Here is an 18,487-nt window from a genome sequence, read left to right on the forward strand (position 1 = left end):
TTAAACCTTTGTAATGCTTTCAACTATTGATTTAAACATCCTAAGTCCATCCTCAGAGCCCAGAATGGCTTCAGAAGCCCTTTCCGGATGGGGCATCAGTCCAAAGACGTTTCCCCTTTTGTTGCATATACCTGCAATGTTGTTTAGAGAACCGTTTGGATTGTAATCCTCCGAAACGACCCCCTCTGGTGAGCAGTACCTCACTACAACCTGACCGTTTTCTTCAATCTCCTTTAACGTTTCCTCAGGACACGTGTAGTTCCCCTCAGCGTGGGCTATAGGTATTTTCAGGACTTCTCCCTTTTTATAAAGACGTGTAAACGGTATCTCATTGTTCTCAAGTCTTAGATGGACAAACTTACAGATAAAGGAGAGTGTTTTGTTTGGAAGCATTGCACCAGGAAGGAGCCCTGCTTCAAGGAGAATCTGAAATCCGTTACAGATTCCCATTACAAGTCCACCCTTTTCTGCAAACTCACAAATGGCTTCAGTAATAGGGGAAATTTTTGCCATAGCTCCGGCTCTTAAATAGTCTCCGTAGGAAAATCCCCCCGGAATAATGATGCAGTCAACGTTTTTCAAGTCCCTCTCCGAATGCCAAAGGTAAACAGCCTCATGTCCTAAAACACTTTCAACGACCCATCCAACGTCCCTATCACAGTTACTTCCTGGAAAAACTGGTATTCCAACTCTCATTACTTCACCTCTTCGATTTCGTAGGAATACTCTTCAATAACGGGATTTACGAGGAACTTCTTCGCCATCTCCTCAATTTCCCTCTTTACCTCATCCTCGTTACTTGCTTCTATTTCCATTGTTATAAACTTTCCTACTCTAACGTTTCTTACCCTTTCAAAACCCAACTGATGGGCAGCCTTTTCCACTGCAACACCTTGAGGGTCAAGAACTCCCTGTCTATAGCTGATGAATAACTTCACCAAATAAATCGCCATTTTTCCTCTCCTGGCATATTTTTTCACTTGAATTATAGACAATAGGAGAGAAATGCTTAACTGCAGGAGCTGTTCCTTTTTCAAGAGTTATTTTGCTGTAATCCTCATAACAGCTATTTCTGTAAGGTTTTTCCCTCAGTACTCTCCTGCTGTTACATCCCTCCTTTTGGTAGGAATACCCGTTCTCATCTACAAAAAATCTGCCGAGGAATTAGGATTCCAGAACATTAAAAAGGGATTAATTTGGGGAACGGCCATTTCACTAATAATTCTTCCCATTTACTACTTATTTGTTCCAGAAAGGAATTCCATAGCCCTCAGTAGTTTCATTTCCCTAATTCCCTACTACTTTGGAATAGCTTTAGGAGAGGAGGTTTTCTTCAGGGGATTCTTCTACTCCACGTTCGAAAATGAAAACCTTGTGGGTTCACTACTAACGAAGAACAACTTAGTTTCAAGTATACTGTTTGGCATTGCCCACGCTCTTATCTACTACAACCCATCGATGTTTAAGGTTTTTTTCCCCTCATTAGTTATGGGATTTCTCTACGAAAGGAGCGGTTCTATTGTAGCTCCTATAGTTTTCCACTGTTTTTCAGACGTTGTATACCAGTTTGCGAGGTTTTAAAGGATGAGAACAATCTTCCTCCTGACATCCCTAATAATTTTTTTCCTCGACAGAGTTACAAAATTCCTTGCTCTTAAGGAACTGAACCATCCCGTTGAAGTCATTCCTGGATTCTTTTCGTTAAGGTTGGCAGAAAACAGAGGAGCTGCATTCAGCATCTTCTCAACGGGAAGCGAACCTGTAAGGAAGTTCTTCTTAATAGTTGTACCTTTACTTATATGCATTTACATACTCTACTACGTTTTAAAGAACAGACTTTCACCAAGGATTTCTATTTCCTTAGGACTTATCTTTGGGGGAGCTCTTGGAAACCTCTACGACAGAGTGTTCAGCGGAAAAGTTTTAGACTTTTTGGACTTTTACATTGGAAACTACCACTACCCTACCTTTAACGTTGCAGATGTTGCCGTGTTTTTAGGGACTGTTGCCCTAATCCTGTCCTGGAGGAAAAGTTGACTTTGAAATTTCGCCGAATAATTTTACTAAAGCATATAAAGAACGAGGTGATATAATTGGGGAGCTCTAACGTCTCCCATTCGTTGATTCATGAGCTCTTGTCGCAGATAGACATAGTTGATATAGTATCCCACTACATTACCCTCAAAAGGTCCGGAAGGAACTTTGTAGCTCTCTGTCCTTTTCACTCGGAAAAAACACCCTCCTTCGTAGTAAGTCAGGAAAAACAGATTTTTAAGTGTTTTGGTTGTGGAGTTGGAGGAAACGCAATAACCTTCGTCCAAAAGTATGAGAACCTTTCGTTCTGGGAGGCCGTTAAGAGGGTATCTGAAATTGCAAGGGTAGAGCTCCCGAAGGAGTTCTTTAAAAGAGGCGAGCTATCGAAGGGCATTGAGGAGTCTGGTTTAAAAGCGGCTAAATTTTTTAATAAGAAGCTAACCGCCGTAAAGGAGTACCTCTTTTCAAGGGGAATTGATGAGGAGACGGCGAACGAATTCCTCTTAGGTTACGCTCCCTCTGGATACGTTGGAGAACTGAAAATACCCAAGGAGGAAGCCCAAAAGTTGGGCCTTGTTAACAGCAGAGGAGGGGAGTTTTTCAGAAACAGACTAATGATTCCTATATTCAGTCACTCAGGAAACGTTGTAGGTTTTGCCGGGAGAGCTCTGTCTGATAACCAATCACCCAAGTACATAAATACTCCAGAAACGGAAATTTTTAAAAAGAGCTCCATTCTCTACGGCTTCTACCAGTCAAAAGAGGAGATTGTTAAAAAGAGGGAAGTTGTCATAGTTGAAGGTTACTTCGATGTAATTTCCCTTCACAAGATAGGGGTAAAAAACGTTGTTGCTCCTATGGGAACCTCCCTGACAGAGAAACATGCCTCCTTTTTAAAGAGGTACTCCCAATCCCCAATTCTCATATTCGATGGTGACTCCGCCGGAACGAAGGCAGCTATTAGGTCTGCAGGACTCTTTTTCAAGTTTGGGTGTGAACCAAGGGTCGTTCAACTTCCAAAGGGAGAGGACCCGGATTCAATGGCAAGGAAACAACCTGAAAAGGTATTGGAGCTTTTATCAAGTCCCAAGACCTTCATAGACTGGGCAGTTGGTACTGTAAAAACATCGGATAACCAGGTTGAGCTTCTCAAACAGGTTGTTCTATCAATTTCTGAGCTTAAAACGATAAATCCCTTTCTATTTAAGGAGTACTTTTCTGTTCTATCTGCCGAGTTTGGAGTGGATGAGGCGTGGCTAAAGGTTCAAATTCCAAGGAAAAGTATCCCTGATAATGAGGAAAAGGAACCAATTCCCCACAGTGAGAGGGCATTCTTGAGGGCTCTCTTTGAGGGCTGGGAAATTCCCGTGGAGGTCTCTCCAAACATTTTTGTCTCCTCAAAGGTTTCTAAGCTCTACTCGATAGTTTCCCAATTGGACGAAAGAAATCCGACGGTACTTCAGTCGGAGTATCCGGAGCTCTCTCCTTTCATATCCGAAATACTGCTTTCGGAGTTTACAGAAGGGGATTTAAAGGAGGGAATAAGGAAGGTTCTTGAGAAGGAATTTGAGAGGAGATTAAAGAGGATAAGGGATTTTGTTGAGAAGAGAAGGCTGAAGAGGGCAATTTTAGAGTTAAAAAAGGGAAATTTCGAGGTTATAACGCAACTCCAAACCACTTAGAGGAGGTAGCTTTGGAAAGAATGAGCTTTGAGGAAATTATAGCCTTAGGAAGGGACAAAGGATACATCACTTTTGACGAGCTGATGGAGCACCTTGACGAGGAGGTGCTCACACCAGAACTGGTAGAAGAGCTAATAACTCAGCTTGACGAGTACGATATTCATATTATACCAAAAGAGGGAGAGGAACACTTTGACCTTTCAAAACTTCAAATAACAATCGCTCCAGATACTGTAACAAGGTCCGATGACCCTATTAGACTCTACTTGAGGGAGATGAGCGATATCTCCCTCTTAAAACGCCACGAGGAGATATCCCTTGCCAAGAGAGTGGAGTTGGGTAGAAAAGCACTTGTGAGGTACCTTTTAAAGACAAGGGCAGTCCTTGACTACATCCTCGACGTAGAGGAGAAGATAAAGAGCGGTGAAGTAAAGGTAAGGGACATAATGAGGTCTCCCGATGAATTTGCAGAGGGAGGGGAGAGCCAGAGGAGAAAGAAGTTCTTTGCAATAACAGAGGAGATTAAATCCCTACTTCCCGAATTTGAAAGGCTCCAGAAACAGTACAGTAGAAATAAAAGGAATAGGGAAGTTAAACTTAAATTCCTAAAGACGTGGGCAAGAATTAACAATCTCCTTCGAGAATTTCCACTTTCCTACTCAATATACGAAAGGTTGGCAGAGGATATTTACAGAAAGTACAAAATCTTGAAAAAGAGTGAGAAGAACATTCAGAAGCTCAGCGGTAAACTCTCATTTTTAGGAGTTCCCATTGAAGAAATATGTAGCAGGCTTGACGATGATGATGTAAGGGAGAAGATAGATGCCTCTCCCTACACCACGAGGGAGATAAAAAAACTTGTAAAGAAGTATTTAGATACAAAGGAAACTTACAGAAGTGTTGTTAAGAGTTTAGGAATGTCCCGAAATACATTCTACAGGCTTGCGGAGAAAATCTACTTCTACAAAAAGGATTCTCAGGATGCAAAACAGACGTTGGTTCGTTCAAACCTCAGGCTTGTAGTTAGTATTGCTAAAAAGTACATAAACAGGGGGCTACACTTCTTAGACCTCATTCAGGAAGGAAACATTGGCTTGATGAAGGCTGTTGATAAGTTTGAGTATAGAAGGGGGTACAAGTTCAGTACTTATGCGACCTGGTGGATTAGACAGGCAATAACAAGGGCTATTGCTGACCAGGCAAGGACGATAAGAATTCCAGTCCATATGATTGAAACGATAAACAAGGTAATAAAGACCTCAAGGCAAATGTTCTTAGAGATGGGAAGGGAGCCAAGGCCCGAGGAGATTGCAGAGAGATTAAAGATGTCCCCTTCAAAGGTTCGCTCAATCATTCAACTTGCTCAGGAACCCGTTTCTCTGGAAACCCCTATTGGTGACGATGAGGACAGTAGATTAAGAGATTTTATAGAGGATACAAAGAGTCCTATTCCCGAAAACGAGGTGATAAAGAAGGACTTAAAGGAGAAGGTGGCAGAACTTCTATCACTCCTAAACGAAAGGGAGGCCCTTGTTATAAAGTTGAGATTCGGTCTTGATGGGTACCCTGAACATACATTGGAACAAGTTGGAAAAGAGCTAAGGGTAACAAGGGAGAGAATAAGGCAGATTGAATCTAAGGCCATCAAGAAGCTGAGAAATTCCGGTCTTAATATTGACCTTTCCATATTCCTTGAGAGGTAGGGGGGAACTCTACCTCTCTTACTCTAAATCCCTTTTTGAGTCCCTCAGTAAACCATAGAAAATCTCTAGGAACCTTACTCTCTACCGTTACCGTTTTCTTTGAATCAGGCAGTGGAAATGTTATTCTGAAGCTGTGAAGGAGTATTCTTGGAGTAAATGTAAAGGGAGGTCTGTAGGCTTTCCAGTATCTAAACTCACCTGCGACGGGAAATCCTGACATTGATAGGTGTCTCCTTATCTGGTGTTTCCTCCCTGTTGGGATTGAAACTTTACATAGAGCTCCACCCCTTAATCTCTCAATAACGGTAACCTCTGTTACCGCCTCCCTTCCGTCAAGGGGAATTGAAATTTTCGACCTATCCTTAGAGTTCCCTACAACTAAGGCTAAGTACTCCTTCTTTACGGCTTTCCTCCTAAACTGCTCCTTGAACCATTTAAACAGCTCCTCACTGTCTGTGGCCAAAATCAATCCAGAGGTCTGTTTGTCCAACCTGTGAACTACCTTTATCCTTCTGTTTAATCTCTTTGAGATAATCCCCTCAAGGTTTGGTTTATCAACATTGCTGTTTACAAATGGAGGTTTGTTAATAACAAGAATTCCGTTTCTTTCAAGGAGAATTTCAATTTTTACAGAGGAGAAAGTTAGATAGTTAAGGCAGAATTCAACAAGTGAGCCTTTTTTAACCCTCCTTCTGTAAAGGAGCTCCTTTCTTCCATCTATACAAACAAGTCCTTCATCTATGAGCTTCTTAGCCTTCCTTTTTGACTCGGTAACTGTGGAAACCACATCAATCAGCTTTCCCTCTTCTTTCACCTTTACTCTGAAAGCTTCCATAGAATACTCCTATTAGATAAATAGTCCTAATTGAAAATTATTTGCATAAATATACTAAAAGTAAAACCAAATTTAAGGGGGGAAAATATGGCACTTGTAGGTCAGAAAGCACCTGAATTTGAGGTTCAGGCTTACGACCCTGTAAACAAAAAGTACGTTAACGTAAAACTTTCGGACTATGTACCGAACACTGAAGGTAAGTTCTTAGTACTCTGTTTTTACCCAGCAGACTTTACCTACGTCTGACCAACTGAGTTGGCTGCGGTCGCAGCTAAGTACGACGAAATTAAAAAGAGAGGAGCTGAGGTTTTGGCAATTTCAACAGACACCGTGTTCAGCCACCAAATTTTCTGTGAAACAGAACCTTTAATGAAGGGTGTTAAGTACCTCTTGGGTTCTGACCCAACGGGGGAAGTTTCAAGGAAATACGGCGTTTACATTGAGGAAGCCGGAATTGCAAGGAGGGGAAGGTTCATAATTAACCCTGACGGAGTTATTGTTGCAGAGGAAGTTCTCAATCCACCTGTCGGCAGGAACGTCAATGAACTACTGAGACAGCTTGATGCCTGGAAGTACGTTTATGAGCATCCAGACGAGGCATGTCCTGCCAACTGGAGGCCTGGTAAGAAGACACTCAAACCGGGACCAGACATTACTGGAAAGGTTGGTGAGGTTATTACTATTGATGAGATTCTGTCTTAGTTTCCTTGGGGGCTATGTCCCCCTTTAAAACCAAAAAGAAGTATTCTGCTTTTCTATTCGTTTTTCTGTTCCAGCATCTTATTCCTATTCTTGTTGCATATCTCTTAATGTAAATTTTCCTCTTAGAGATAATCATACTTCCTTTCTTTTCGGCCTTTACCCATCCATTCTTCGTCCCGTAAATCCAGCAGTTTTTGTAGTTTTCTGCCTCTTCTATCCAAAAAATTGGTTTAAAGGAATTCCTCTCTACAAGGCCGTAATCTGGATAGTGTTTGACAACAGGTAAAGGTTCAATCTTTAAGTCCTCCAAAAAGTTTTTAAATCCCGATTGACTTCCAACAATTGCCATTCGGGGAACCAAGTAGGACTTGCCGTTGTAGGCGCCTCTGTCCTGTGTCATTAGGAGCTTATATCCGGCACTTTCAAAAAACTTAACGCTTAACTTATCGTAGTTTCCGTAGGGAAATGCTAAAAATTCCGGTTTTCTTTTAAAAATTCTGAAAAATTTCCTCTCGGAGAGACTCTTTTCCTTTTTTAAAACCTTTAAGAATTCCTCCTCTGTAAGCTTAATCCTCAATTTCCCTAAATCTAGATGGCTGTAGAGGTGATTTTCAAAATCAACAAGTCCCGATTTCTCCATCTCCTTTAAATCACTCAACGTCAAAAAGTCGGGATAGCTTCCTACTGCTTCCATATACAGAAAAACTGTAAAGGGAAAGCCTAAATCCTTTAGGATTTTAAAGGCCTTTAAGGTTGTTTTGTATCCATCGTCAATCGTTATAACTACCGTTTTTGGAGGAATCCCCTTCCCCGAATGGACTTCTCTGTAGAGCTCCCTTAAACTAACAACCCTATATCCATTTTTCTTTAAATATTCCATTTCCCTTTTAAAGTCTTCCAAACTTACAGACGTTGATGGGTACCTTTTATCTCCAAACCTGTGGAATATAAAGACGGTTGCGTAACCGTTATTCTGAAAGCTGTAAGCTACTTGAAGCAAGCTCAATGCTATCAAAACGCTGAAGGTTATTCTTAACAATAATCTTCCAAACAAGCTCTTCATACTCCTCCCTCTTTGTTGAGTAGAGATCCAAACTCTTCACGAGTGTGTGAATATCTGCTCCTTCTGCCCGGAGCTCCCTAAACCTCCTGTAAGCCCAACTAACGTTGAGATTGTAGATGTAGTCCCTAATGGAATCAAGTAAATTATCGTAAACCTTTAAACAGGCATTTGAATCCTTAGCCTTTATACACCTTGCCCCTTTAAAAGAGTAAACACCGAAGATATTGTTTGCCTCCGTAAAGAACCTTGAGGTTCCCCATCCGCTCTCTATAGCTCCCTGTGCAAGTATCAAGCTTGGTGGAACTGTATTTACCCTCCTTAAAAGCTCATCTATGTTTTCCGCTCTGTACTTCTTCATGAGAAAGGACAACCTTTCCCTTTCTAAATCTGACAATTTAGCCTTCTTTGCAACTTTAATTATGAACTCTCTCTCGTTTAAAACTTCCCTGTTTGCCATCTTAATCAAGGGTAAGAGAATTCTTACAAACTCCTTTTTTCTCTCGCTAATAGGTAAACCCTTTAAACTAACGTGACTTGGAATCTCAATGGGCTTTAGAATCACCTTTTTCTCGTGTAATACTTGATATCCGTCAGCTCCCTTCTCTATTTGAAACAGCGAATTTGCTAAAACTCCAAGAACAAATCCTAAGAAAATAAACAGCCAAACCTTTTTCACCTTCACCTCCAAATTTCCTACGGGAAATTTAGATGCTTTGATATACTTGTCAGGAAAAAAGGAAAGGAGGTTTTGCATGTCTGCAATCAAACTTACGGCTCCCATAACCGATGATTCCGTCCTTGAAAAACTGAAGGCCGGAGATTTGGTTCTTATTTCCGGTGTTATCTATACAGCAAGGGACGCTGCTCACAAAAGGATAGTTGAGGCTTTAGATAGAGGAGAGGAACCACCCTTCGACCTTAAGGGCCAAATCATTTACTATGCGGGTCCTGCCCCTGCAAAGCCTGGAAGACCCATAGGTTCTGTAGGACCAACCACGAGCTATAGAATGGACCCTTATGCTCCAAGACTTTTGGAAGTAGGACTAAAGGGTATGATTGGAAAGGGCTCAAGGAGTAAGGAGGTTATTGAGGCAATAAAGAAGTTTAAGGGTGTTTACTTTGGAGCAGTAGGAGGAGCTGCTGCGTACTTAGCAAGGTGTGTAAAGTCTGCAGAGGTTATCGCCTACGAAGACCTCGGACCTGAGGCAGTTAGGCGTTTAGTCGTTGTTGACTTTCCAGCGTTCGTTGTTAACGATATATATGGAAACGACCTCTACAAAATGGGTAGGTGTAAGTACTCTGAAACTGAGGACCCTGAGCTCATAGTTTGTTAAATTTCTGTTAAAATTCCGTTACAAAACACTAACAGTAAGGGAGAGCCCATTGGAAACTTATTTGGTTCTCTTCGTCTTCTTTATTGTGGCACTTTCTATTGCTCTTTTAGTACCAAACGTCAGTTTAATAACTAACAGATTTTTAAAAATTGATAAAAACAATCCAGACAAGTTTGAACCCTACGAGTGTGGAATTCCAAGGATAAAGCCTCTGACAGGCCACTACTTCGCCTTCTTCTACATTTTAGCTCTGGTATTTCTCCTGTTTGACTTGGAAACCATCTTTCTATTCCCTTGGGCAGTTTCATTTAGGGAACTTGGAGTCTTTGGGGTTGTTGAAGCCTTTGTATTTGTTGGAATACTCCTTGTAGGATTTTTTTACGCTATAGCAAAGGGAGCTCTAAGATGGGACTAAAGAACGGCATATTCCTGACAAAACTTCAGGACTTAATAAACTGGGGAAGAAAAGGAGCTCTCTGGCCCCTCGCCTTTGCTACTGCCTGCTGCGGAATAGAGATGATGGCTGCAGCAGCTTCAAGGTACGACTTCGATAGGTTTGGTGTCATATTCAGGAATACTCCGAGGCAGTGCGACCTTTTAATAATGTGTGGAACGATAAGCCGAAAGATGGCTCCAATAATAAAGAGGCTCTGGGACCAGATGCCAGACCCTAAGTGGTCCATTGCAATAGGAAGCTGTGCTATAAGCGGAAACATATTCCAAACGTACTCGACTCTAAGGGGACTTGACTGTATCATTCCCGTTGACGTTTACGTTCCAGGATGTGCTCCAAAGCCGGAGGCCTTCTACGAGGCTCTAATCCTACTTCAGGAGAAGATAAGGAGAGACAGGCCAATAATAGTTGGTGAGGAAAAATGAAGTACATAGATGAGGAACTTATTTCAGAATTAAAGAGTGAATTTAAGGATGGGATAGAGGAAGTAACGACCTTTAGGGGAGAGGTAACTGTAACAGTTTCAAAGGAAGTATTGAAGAAGTTCATGTCCTTTTTAAAACACAGTGAAAAATTCAAAATGGACATGTTGGTTGACGTTACAGCTGTCGATTATCCTGAAAACAACCCCCGTTTTCAGGTTGTCTACCAGCTAAGGTCAATTCCCCTAAAGCACAACCTGAGGGTAAAGTGCTGGGCTAAGGACGATGAAGTCCCCTCTGTTGTCGATATCTGGAAGACTGCGGAGTGGACCGAGAGGGAAGTCTACGAAATGTTTGGTGTAAAGTTTTCCGGAAGAGAGTTGAGAAAACTCCTCCTTCCACAGAAGTATCCGTACTATCCCCTCAGGAAGGACTTTCCGTTGGAGGGTTACGAAGAACCCTGTGAAGTTTGGGATTGGGAGTAGTTGATGGAGAGAGAAAGGGCAGATTTGATTTTAAATATGGGTCCTCAACACCCCTCAACCCATGGCGTTCTAAGACTGGTAGTGGAATTAAAGGGTGAAAGGATAGTCAACTCCGATGCGATTATCGGTTACGTTCACAGGGGTGTCGAGAAGCTTGCAGAGACGAGGAAGTACATGCAGATACTTCCCGTCTTTGATAGGGTGGATTACGTATCGGCGAATACAAACGAGTTGGGCTTTGTACTTGCAGTTGAGAAGCTTTTGGGTATTGAGGACAAAATTCCAGAGAGAGCCCAGTTTTTAAGGGTAATAATGGCCGAGCTTACACGTATATCCTCCCACCTCATATGGCTTGGAACCCATGCATTAGAGCTCGGAGCAATGAGCATTTTCCTCTATGCCTTTAGGGAAAGGGAGAAGGTTTTAGACCTGTTTGAGGAGATTGCGGGAGGAAGACTTCATACGGGATACATGAGAATAGGTGGCGTTGCTGCAGATACGACTCCAAAGTTTCTCGAGGAGCTTGAGGAATTCTTGGAGCTCTTTCCTAAAAAGATTGATGAGTACGAGGATTTGCTGACTGAAAACAGAGTATGGCTCTCAAGAACCAAGGGAGTCGGAGTAATAGACAGGGAAACTGCTGTTAACTGGGGAATTACAGGTCCAACGTTGAGGGCTACCGGCTGTGATTACGATGTGAGGAAGTACTACCCTTACTGCGTTTACGATAGGATTAATTTTAAGGTTCCCGTTTACACTCAAGGGGACGTTTACGCCCGTTACAGGGTAAGAATGGAGGAAATGAGGGAATCTGTAAAAATCATAAGACAGTGTTTAGAGATGATGCCGGAAGGTCCTGTTCAGATAGAGGATACGACTATCATTCTTCCTCCAAAGGAGGAGGTCTACAACACAATGGTAGGGCTGATTCAACAGTTTGAGCTTGTGATTCACGGAATTACTCCCCCTAAAGGTGAGGTTTATGCAGCGGTTGAGGGTCCAAGAGGGGAGCTTGGTTACTACATAGTTAGCGATGGAACAAACAAACCTTACAGGTTGAGAATCAGGCCACCTTCACTGATAAACATAGCAATTCTTCCACAGCTCCTTAAAAACCACTACGTTGCAGATGTTATATCGATAATAGGAAGCCTTGACCCTCTTATGGGAGAAGTTGACAGATGACAATTGAAGAGTTTAGAAGGGAAATTAGGAGTTTAAAGGAGAAGGGAATCTATCCCTCAAATAAGTCCTACATGCTACCCTCACTCTGGATTGCTGAAAAGAACTTTCCAGCAATTACAAAGGAGATAATGAGGGTTATATCCGAGGAGCTCTCAGTACCTTTGGTTGAGGTTGAGGAAGCTGCTACCTTTTACGCCATGTACCACACAAAGCCAAAAGGTAAGTACGTAATTAGAGTTTGCACGAACCTTTCCTGTATGTTGAACGGAGGGGAAGAGATACTCAAGGAGATTTGTAACCTTTTAAAGGTAAAACCTGGAGAAACTACTCCAGACGGCCTCTTTACTGTTGAGGAGTACGAGTGTATGGGGCTTTGTGATGGAGCTCCTGCAGTAACGGTAAACGAGGATAGATACCTAAAGGTTAAACCGTCAGACTTACCAGAAATTTTGAAAAAATACGGCTGGAAGGGAGAGAATGGAAAGACTTCTCCTTAGGAATATAGACAGGGAAAATTCCAATTCGATAGAGACCTATCTTTCCAACGGCGGATATCTGTCCTTGCGAAAGGCTCTAAGGGAAATGTCACCTGGGGATGTTATTGAGGAAGTTAAGAGGAGCGGTTTGAGAGGAAGAGGGGGAGCAGGTTTCCCCACCGGGATGAAGTGGGAGTTTGCAGCTGCAGATATTAAGGAACCGAAGTTCTTCGTCTGTAACGCTGATGAGGGAGAGCCGTGTACATTTAAGGACAGACTTATCATTGAGAAGGACCCCCATGCCCTCATAGAGGGAATGCTCATAGGTGCCTATGCAACGGGGTGCCGCTACGGTTACATCTACTTGAGAGGAGAGTATCCAGTAGGGAGGAAAATTCTCGAAAGGGCAATTGGAGAGGCTTACGATAAGGGCTTTTTAGGCGAGAATATATTAGGAACGGAGTTCTCATTTGACCTTTACATCCACAGTGGAGCTGGAGCTTACATTTGCGGTGAGGAAACGGCTCTCATTAACTCCCTTGAGGGAAGGAGAGGAGAGCCGAGGATAAAACCCCCCTTTCCGGTTAATGCAGGGTACCTTTGGAAACCTACCGTGGTCAACAACGTAGAGACCCTTGCCAACATTCCACTCATAATTGAAAGGGGAGGAGATTGGTACGCATCCATTGGCTCTCCAGACTGTCCGGGTCCCAAGCTTTATCCCGTAAGTGGTAAGGTTAAGAGGCCCGGAGTTTACGAGCTTCCAATGGGAACTCCTCTTTCAGAGATAATATACGAACACGCTGGTGGAATAGTAGGAGACAGAAAACTGAAGGCAGTCTTTCCGGGAGGTGCATCGAGCTCCGTTTTAACCTCCGAAGAGATAGACGTCCCTATGGACTTTCCTTCACTGGCTAAGGCTGGTACGATGCTCGGCTCCGGTGCTGTTATGGTTTTAGACGAAACGGACTGTATAGTAAGGGCTTCTTTAAGGCTCATAAAGTTCTTCAGACACGAATCGTGCGGTAAGTGTACTCCCTGCAGGGAGGGGACAGACTGGCTCGTTAGAATTGTAAGTAGAATAGAGGAAGGTTTGGGAAGTGAGGACGACCTTGATACCATCTTGGACATTTCATCGGTTATGGAGAACTCCTTCTGCGGCCTTGGAATGGCAGCCCACAACCCTGTTGTTTCCTCTGTCAGGAAGTTTAAGGATGAATTTTTAAAGCACATTAAACTTGGAAGATGCCCCTTTAGGAGAAGCTGAATGGAGAGCTTTAAGATAATCATAGATGGAAAGGAGTGTGAGGCTTATCCGGGAGAAACTGTTTTAGAAGTTGCTGAAAGGAACGGGATAGCCATACCTGTTTTCTGCTATCACAAGGAGCTCCGTCCCGAAGGAGCGTGTAGAGTCTGTCTCGTTGAGGTTGAGGGAGCTCCCCGCTTGGTTACTGCGTGCACACTGAAAGCAATGCCTGACATGGTTGTGAGGACAAACACAGAGAGGGTTAGAAAGGCAAGGGCAGGTGTCATTGAGCTCATTCTCAACAACCACACGTTAGAGTGTCCAATCTGTGATAAGTCTGGAGAGTGTGAACTCCAGATGACCGGCTTTAGGTTTGGTCCCAAGAAGTCAAGGTACAAGGAGCCTCGAAGGGAAAAGGACATAGTTATAAAGGGTCCTCTGATTGAGATAGACAACGACAGGTGTATCCTCTGCCGCCGCTGCATAAGAATGTGTGGCGAGAACATGGGGAACAGGGTTTTAGGAATCCTTAATAGAGGTTACAAAGCATACATATCTCCCTTTAATGGGGATTTTGTTGAAAGTGGATGTGAACACTGTGGAAGCTGTGTTGACGTCTGTCCCGTTGGTTCACTTCTCGACAGGGCCTTTAAGTACAAGGACCGCCCGTGGAGAATGGAGAAGACCTGGACAACGTGTTCGTTCTGCGGTAGTGGGTGCAAGGTTGAGATAGATACGTACCACGGAAAGGTAAAGAGGGCTGTTGGAAGAATAGGAATTAACGATGGACACAACAGGGGATACCTCTGCGTTCGTGGAAAGTGGGGCTGGGATGTTATTTACTCTGATAAGAGGTTGAATTCTCCTCTTTTAAGGGAAAATGGAGAACTCAAAAAAATAGCAATCGATGAGGCATTGGAGGTTCTGAAGGAGAACGTTTTAGGGAAAAGGGCAAATCTCTTTATTGAGAGTTCTTTAACAAACGAGGAGTTGGAGAAAATTGCATCCGTTTTTGGAACGGAGAACGTTGCGTCTGATGCTTACGGTTACTACCAATTTTTAAGTGGAATAGCAGAGGTAACTGGGGAGTTTAAAACGGACCCTATTTCATCAATCTACGAAACCGATGTAATCCTCTACATAGGTGACTTTTTAGAGGAGATAAATCCCGTAGTCTCAACACTCTTAAGGCTTGCGGTAATTCAGAAGGGAAAGAGGCTCTTTAGGGTTGGAACGTTTCCATCAAAATTGGACTCCGTTTCGTTCTCATCGTTAACCGTTCCCCAGTGGGAGTTAATAGATACGTTAAAACACCTAATAGTTGGAACGATTGACACGAACTACTCCTCAAACGTTAAGGAGGTAGATTCATTTATAAAGGCTCTGAGGGGTAAGAGCGTTACAATCGTTGTTGGAGGAACAGTTTTCTTCTCTCCAGATTCTAAGGATTTGGGAAAAACTGTTGCCTACCTTTCGGATAGGTTCTCAAGGAGCTCCATAATTGCAGTTCCTCCAAAGGCAAATTCACTGAAAGTAGCAGAACTCTTTGAACTCAAACATCCTAAAGAGTTAGACGGAGAGGTTAACGTTATATTCAACGCTGAGATTGAGAGGGACTTTCCCGGAGTAAAAATTGACGAGAGCAAGTTTACAGTTGTCTTTACTTCCTTCTATACCCACGACCTCTCCTATGCAGACCTCGTTATTCCGATAGAAACGTGGATAGAGAAGGAGGGAACTCTAAAGGGGATTAGCGGAACGTTGAAATTAAACACAGCCCTTGAGTACAACTATAAACTCTTAGACGTTCTTTCCTCCCTTCCATCCGGTACAGTGGAAGTAAAGGAGAAAAGGGTAGAGGTTAAGAAGGAACCCGGTGTTTCAAGGATTAAGAGGGAGGAAATTCTCCTGACAGTTTTGATAAACAGAACGGGCTGGAACTCTGTTAGCTACTACTCAAGCAACGTTTCAAGGGTTTTAGGTGAGAGAGTTTTGCTGTTAAATCCTAAGGACTTTTCTGGTGAGGGAATGGCACTTTTGAAAACGGAGGCTGGAGAGGTAATAGTTCCAACGAAGGTAGATGAAGGAATACCGGAAGGACATGCCGTCTTAAGGGTTGAAAGGTTAACGAGGGATGTTTCTCAAATTGTTCCTGAGTTTCCCTTCCTAAGTGGAATTAAATGTAGCTTAAAGGAGGCATAATGGTAAAGGTTGAGCTGATAAGGAACTTTCCTCTTTTCAGGAACTTTACTGAAAAGGAGTTAAGGGAAATATCGGAGTATTTAGACTATAAAGTTTTTTCTAAGGGAGAGGTTCTATTTGAAGAGGGAGACCCCGGGGACAGGATATTTTTCATAGTAAAGGGGAGGGTTGACCTATTCAGGCCTGATGCCTTTGGAAATCCCGTGAAGGTTGCAGTAAGTCAGGAGGGAACTCCTCTGGGGGAACTCTCGTTCTTCAGTAACCACTTTCACTCATCAAGGGCAGTGACTCCCAAGGAGACCCACGTCCTGATTTTGACAAGGGAGGGTTACGAAAAGTTGAAGAAGGAGGACCCTCAGCTTGCCATTAAACTCCTGGAGGAACTTGCAAAGGTTATATCTGAAAGGCTAAAGGAGATGAACAAGAAGTTCGTAGATACAACCTGCTTCATCTGGGGAGGACCTAAAAAGTGATTGAGAACTTCCTTAGTTTAACATTCGTTGTTGTTCTCATGTTAGTAGCCGTTCCTCCGATTACTTACCTTGAGAGAAAGGTTTTAGGGCACATGCAGCAAAGACCTGGGCCTATGGTAGTTGGATTTCACGGTTTACTTCAACCTCTTGCCGATGCCATAAAACTGATATTCAAGGAGGACATTATTCCAAGGGGAACTGATAGGTTTCTCTTTATGTTTGCTCCCTCGTTCAGCATTTTTGCAGCTCTACTTGCTGCCTCTGTCGTTCCAATAGGTTTTATTCAGGCCGTCCCGATGAAGTCATCCCTCCTCTTTGTAGTGGCGATGAGTGCCGTTTCAATATACGCACTGATTCTTGCAGGTTACTCCTCAAACGACAAATACTCCTTCTTAGCTGGAATGAGAGCTGCTGCCCAGGTTTTGGGCTATGAACTTCCGTTGGGATTTGCCCTTATGGCTGTGGTTATTCTATTTGGCTCATTTGACTTTAAAGAGATTGTCAACTGGCAGTTGAAGCACGGCTGGGGAATTCTGTACCAGCCCATTGCCTTTCTTATTTTTCTCTTTACAATGGTTGCAGAGATTGGAAGACCACCGTTTGACCTGCCAGAGGGGGAGAGTGAACTTGTAGGTGGTTTCCACACAGAGTACTCAGGAATGAGGTTTGCAGCCTTTTTCTTCGGTGAGTACATAAACATAATCGTTCTCTCCTTGGTTGTTACACTCCTATTCTTCGGCGGTTGGAGTGGTCCCCTTGCGGATAAGTACCCTCTTCTTGGTGTAGTTTACCACCTCTTGAAGGCGGGATTTTTCATCTTCCTAACGTTCTGGCTCAGGGCAACATTTCCAAGGTACAGGTTTGACCAGATGCTCTCGATTATGTGGAAGGTTCTGCTTCCGGTTTCAATAATAAATCTCTTTGTTGCAGCTGTAGAAGCTCTTATTGTGGGGTAATTGATGGGTATTTTGAAAAAGGTAACGTTTCCCGACCTGCTAAAGGGGATGTCGATAACCCTTAAAACGATGTTCAAACCTGTCGTTACTGTTCACTATCCCTTTGAGAAGGTAGAGCCGAGGAAGAGGTTTCGGGGAATTCATGCTTTAAAACTGAACCCGGACGGTTCCTACAGGTGTGAGGCCTGTTTCCTGTGCGCAGAGATGTGTCCAAGTAACGTTATAGATATGGAGATGACAGAGGGGAAGGATGGAAGGAAGGAGTTGGTTGATTTCACCGTAGACCTAACGAGGTGTCTCTTCTGCGGCCTGTGTGTTGAAGCCTGTCCGAGGGATGCAATTGTAATGACGGACATCTACGAGTTCTCAAAGTACACTAAAGACAAGTTAATCCTCCACAAGGATGACCTTTTGGAGCTTGGACGATACTACCAGGAGTGGGAGAGGAAGAGGAGATGAGGGAACTGTTCTTCTACTTGTTTGGAATTCTGTCTGTTTTTTTTGCCTTAATTTCAGTTACAAATAGAAATATTGTGAGGGGTGGAGTCTCCCTACTTGCCTCATTTGTCTCCCTTGGGGCAGTCTACTTTACACTCGGAGCCGAATTTATCGGCATTGTTCAGGTAATAGTTTACGGTGGTGCAATCGTTGTTCTCTACCTCTTTGCCCTAATGACTATGGATATTAAGAGCTTTAAAAGAGAGGTTTTTAAGCCCTTTTATCTGTCCGTTGGAGGATTTATTTCTTTAATAATTCTCTTCGTCGTACTCTTATCTTCCACGAAATTTCCATCAATTGAAATTAAGGAAAAGATATCGGGAGCTCATGAATTGGCACATCCCCTCTTTTTCAAATTCCTCCTGCCATTCGAGGTTGTTTCTGTTCTACTTTTAGTTGCAACTGTTGGAGCTGTAGCAATAGGAAGGAGGGAGTAATGGGTGCAACTCACCTTTTTATTTTAAGTGGCCTTCTCTTTGCAGTCGGAATCTTTGGGATGGTCATTCGGAGGAACGTAATCTCTCTCTTTTTCTCCCTGGAGCTCCTTTTAAACAGTGCAAACGTTCTCTTGGTCGGATTTTCTAAAGCTCATGGAAACCTATTTGGAGAGGTTTTTGTTTTCTTTGTACTTGCAGTTGCAGCAGCTGAAGCGGCTGTTGGACTTGCCATAGTCGTTGCAATTTACAGGTACAGAAGGAGCATAAATACAGAAGATTTCTCCATTTTGAGGTGGTAGG

Annotated in this window: 23 protein-coding genes; 18 read left to right on the forward strand and 5 right to left on the reverse strand. The window is 43.1% G+C overall.

Annotated features, from left to right (window positions below):
• Entirely contained in the window at positions 1-696 is a 696-nt protein-coding gene (purQ, locus tag FN732_RS00465) for a phosphoribosylformylglycinamidine synthase subunit PurQ (protein WP_142933464.1), read from the reverse strand.
• A complete protein-coding gene (purS, locus tag FN732_RS00470) occupies positions 696-953 on the reverse strand; it encodes a phosphoribosylformylglycinamidine synthase subunit PurS (protein ID WP_142933467.1) in 258 nt (85 codons plus the stop codon). The genes purQ and purS overlap by 1 nt, the downstream gene beginning before the upstream one ends.
• Before the next feature lie 52 nt (positions 954-1,005).
• On the opposite strand from purS, the gene FN732_RS00475 reads away from it, so the two are divergent.
• The 4 genes from FN732_RS00475 to rpoD are packed head-to-tail and all read left to right on the forward strand — an operon-like array spanning position 1,006 to position 5,419.
• Positions 1,006-1,581 (forward strand): JDVT-CTERM system glutamic-type intramembrane protease, encoded by a 576-nt coding sequence (locus FN732_RS00475; protein WP_142933470.1) that lies wholly within the window; start codon positions 1,006-1,008, stop codon positions 1,579-1,581.
• Between the two features lie 3 nt (positions 1,582-1,584).
• The gene (lspA, locus tag FN732_RS00480) at positions 1,585-2,037 is read left to right on the forward strand and encodes a signal peptidase II (RefSeq protein WP_142933473.1); all 453 of its coding nucleotides are present in this window, start codon (positions 1,585-1,587) and stop codon (positions 2,035-2,037) included.
• 56 nt (positions 2,038-2,093) lie between these two features.
• Positions 2,094-3,716 carry a DNA primase gene (dnaG, locus tag FN732_RS00485; protein WP_142933476.1) on the forward strand — a complete coding sequence of 541 codons (1,623 nt, stop codon included), beginning with the start codon at positions 2,094-2,096 and terminating at the stop codon, positions 3,714-3,716.
• 11 nt (positions 3,717-3,727) lie between these two features.
• The gene (gene rpoD, locus FN732_RS00490; RefSeq protein ID WP_142933479.1) at positions 3,728-5,419 is read left to right on the forward strand and encodes an RNA polymerase sigma factor RpoD; all 1,692 of its coding nucleotides are present in this window, start codon (positions 3,728-3,730) and stop codon (positions 5,417-5,419) included.
• Here the strand turns inward: rpoD and FN732_RS00495 are convergent.
• Complete coding sequence (locus FN732_RS00495) at positions 5,385-6,254, reverse strand: RluA family pseudouridine synthase (RefSeq protein WP_142933481.1); 870 nt, start codon at positions 6,252-6,254, stop codon at positions 5,385-5,387. The genes rpoD and FN732_RS00495 overlap by 35 nt on opposite strands.
• Before the next feature lie 87 nt (positions 6,255-6,341).
• Between FN732_RS00495 and FN732_RS00500 the strand changes: the two genes are divergently transcribed.
• Positions 6,342-6,956: a peroxiredoxin gene (locus FN732_RS00500; RefSeq protein WP_142933483.1), complete on the forward strand. Its 615-nt coding sequence runs from the start codon at positions 6,342-6,344 to the stop codon at positions 6,954-6,956.
• Here the strand turns inward: FN732_RS00500 and FN732_RS00505 are convergent.
• Entirely contained in the window at positions 6,934-8,019 is a 1,086-nt protein-coding gene (locus FN732_RS00505) for a polysaccharide deacetylase family protein (RefSeq protein WP_142933485.1), read from the reverse strand. The genes FN732_RS00500 and FN732_RS00505 overlap by 23 nt on opposite strands.
• Positions 7,925-8,695, reverse strand: coding sequence for a glucosaminidase domain-containing protein (locus FN732_RS00510; RefSeq protein ID WP_246051243.1), 771 nt, complete (start codon positions 8,693-8,695; stop codon positions 7,925-7,927). The genes FN732_RS00505 and FN732_RS00510 overlap by 95 nt, the downstream gene beginning before the upstream one ends.
• 76 nt (positions 8,696-8,771) lie before the next feature.
• Between FN732_RS00510 and FN732_RS00515 the strand changes: the two genes are divergently transcribed.
• From FN732_RS00515 to nuoK, 13 genes are read left to right on the forward strand one after another with little or no spacing between them, the layout of a single operon-like run.
• Positions 8,772-9,353: a Fe-S-containing hydro-lyase gene (locus FN732_RS00515; RefSeq protein ID WP_142933487.1), complete on the forward strand. Its 582-nt coding sequence runs from the start codon at positions 8,772-8,774 to the stop codon at positions 9,351-9,353.
• A 49-nt stretch (positions 9,354-9,402) separates the two neighbouring features.
• The gene (locus FN732_RS00520; RefSeq protein WP_185954185.1) at positions 9,403-9,768 is read left to right on the forward strand and encodes an NADH-quinone oxidoreductase subunit A; all 366 of its coding nucleotides are present in this window, start codon (positions 9,403-9,405) and stop codon (positions 9,766-9,768) included.
• Positions 9,759-10,232: an NADH-quinone oxidoreductase subunit B gene (locus tag FN732_RS00525; protein WP_142933493.1), complete on the forward strand. Its 474-nt coding sequence runs from the start codon at positions 9,759-9,761 to the stop codon at positions 10,230-10,232. Before FN732_RS00520 ends, FN732_RS00525 begins: the two co-directional genes overlap by 10 nt.
• Positions 10,229-10,714 carry an NADH-quinone oxidoreductase subunit C gene (locus FN732_RS00530; protein WP_142933496.1) on the forward strand — a complete coding sequence of 162 codons (486 nt, stop codon included), beginning with the start codon at positions 10,229-10,231 and terminating at the stop codon, positions 10,712-10,714. The genes FN732_RS00525 and FN732_RS00530 overlap by 4 nt, the downstream gene beginning before the upstream one ends.
• 3 nt (positions 10,715-10,717) lie before the next feature.
• Positions 10,718-11,899 (forward strand): NADH dehydrogenase (quinone) subunit D, encoded by a 1,182-nt coding sequence (nuoD, locus tag FN732_RS00535; RefSeq protein ID WP_185954186.1) that lies wholly within the window; start codon positions 10,718-10,720, stop codon positions 11,897-11,899.
• On the forward strand, positions 11,896-12,396 hold the full coding sequence (locus FN732_RS00540) for an NADH-quinone oxidoreductase subunit NuoE family protein (protein ID WP_142933501.1): 501 nt from the start codon (positions 11,896-11,898) through the stop codon (positions 12,394-12,396). The genes nuoD and FN732_RS00540 overlap by 4 nt, the downstream gene beginning before the upstream one ends.
• The gene (gene nuoF, locus FN732_RS00545) at positions 12,377-13,642 is read left to right on the forward strand and encodes an NADH-quinone oxidoreductase subunit NuoF (protein ID WP_142933503.1); all 1,266 of its coding nucleotides are present in this window, start codon (positions 12,377-12,379) and stop codon (positions 13,640-13,642) included. Before FN732_RS00540 ends, nuoF begins: the two co-directional genes overlap by 20 nt.
• Positions 13,643-15,823, forward strand: a complete 2,181-nt coding sequence (locus FN732_RS00550) for a 2Fe-2S iron-sulfur cluster-binding protein (protein ID WP_142933505.1) — start codon at positions 13,643-13,645, stop codon at positions 15,821-15,823. It abuts the gene before it with no gap.
• Positions 15,823-16,296, forward strand: a complete 474-nt coding sequence (locus FN732_RS00555) for a Crp/Fnr family transcriptional regulator (RefSeq protein WP_142933508.1) — start codon at positions 15,823-15,825, stop codon at positions 16,294-16,296. The genes FN732_RS00550 and FN732_RS00555 overlap by 1 nt, the downstream gene beginning before the upstream one ends.
• Positions 16,293-17,252 carry an NADH-quinone oxidoreductase subunit NuoH gene (gene nuoH, locus FN732_RS00560; protein WP_142933510.1) on the forward strand — a complete coding sequence of 320 codons (960 nt, stop codon included), beginning with the start codon at positions 16,293-16,295 and terminating at the stop codon, positions 17,250-17,252. Before FN732_RS00555 ends, nuoH begins: the two co-directional genes overlap by 4 nt.
• Positions 17,253-17,255: 3 nt before the next feature.
• Positions 17,256-17,711 carry an NADH-quinone oxidoreductase subunit NuoI gene (nuoI, locus tag FN732_RS00565; RefSeq protein ID WP_142933513.1) on the forward strand — a complete coding sequence of 152 codons (456 nt, stop codon included), beginning with the start codon at positions 17,256-17,258 and terminating at the stop codon, positions 17,709-17,711.
• Complete coding sequence (locus FN732_RS00570; RefSeq protein WP_142933515.1) at positions 17,708-18,187, forward strand: NADH-quinone oxidoreductase subunit J family protein; 480 nt, start codon at positions 17,708-17,710, stop codon at positions 18,185-18,187. Before nuoI ends, FN732_RS00570 begins: the two co-directional genes overlap by 4 nt.
• Complete coding sequence (gene nuoK, locus FN732_RS00575; protein WP_142933517.1) at positions 18,187-18,486, forward strand: NADH-quinone oxidoreductase subunit NuoK; 300 nt, start codon at positions 18,187-18,189, stop codon at positions 18,484-18,486. The genes FN732_RS00570 and nuoK overlap by 1 nt, the downstream gene beginning before the upstream one ends.
• Position 18,487 lies beyond the last annotated feature (1 nt).

It is taken from the genome of Balnearium lithotrophicum (assembly GCF_900182585.1).
Lineage (GTDB): Bacteria > Aquificota > Aquificia > Desulfurobacteriales > Desulfurobacteriaceae > Balnearium > Balnearium lithotrophicum.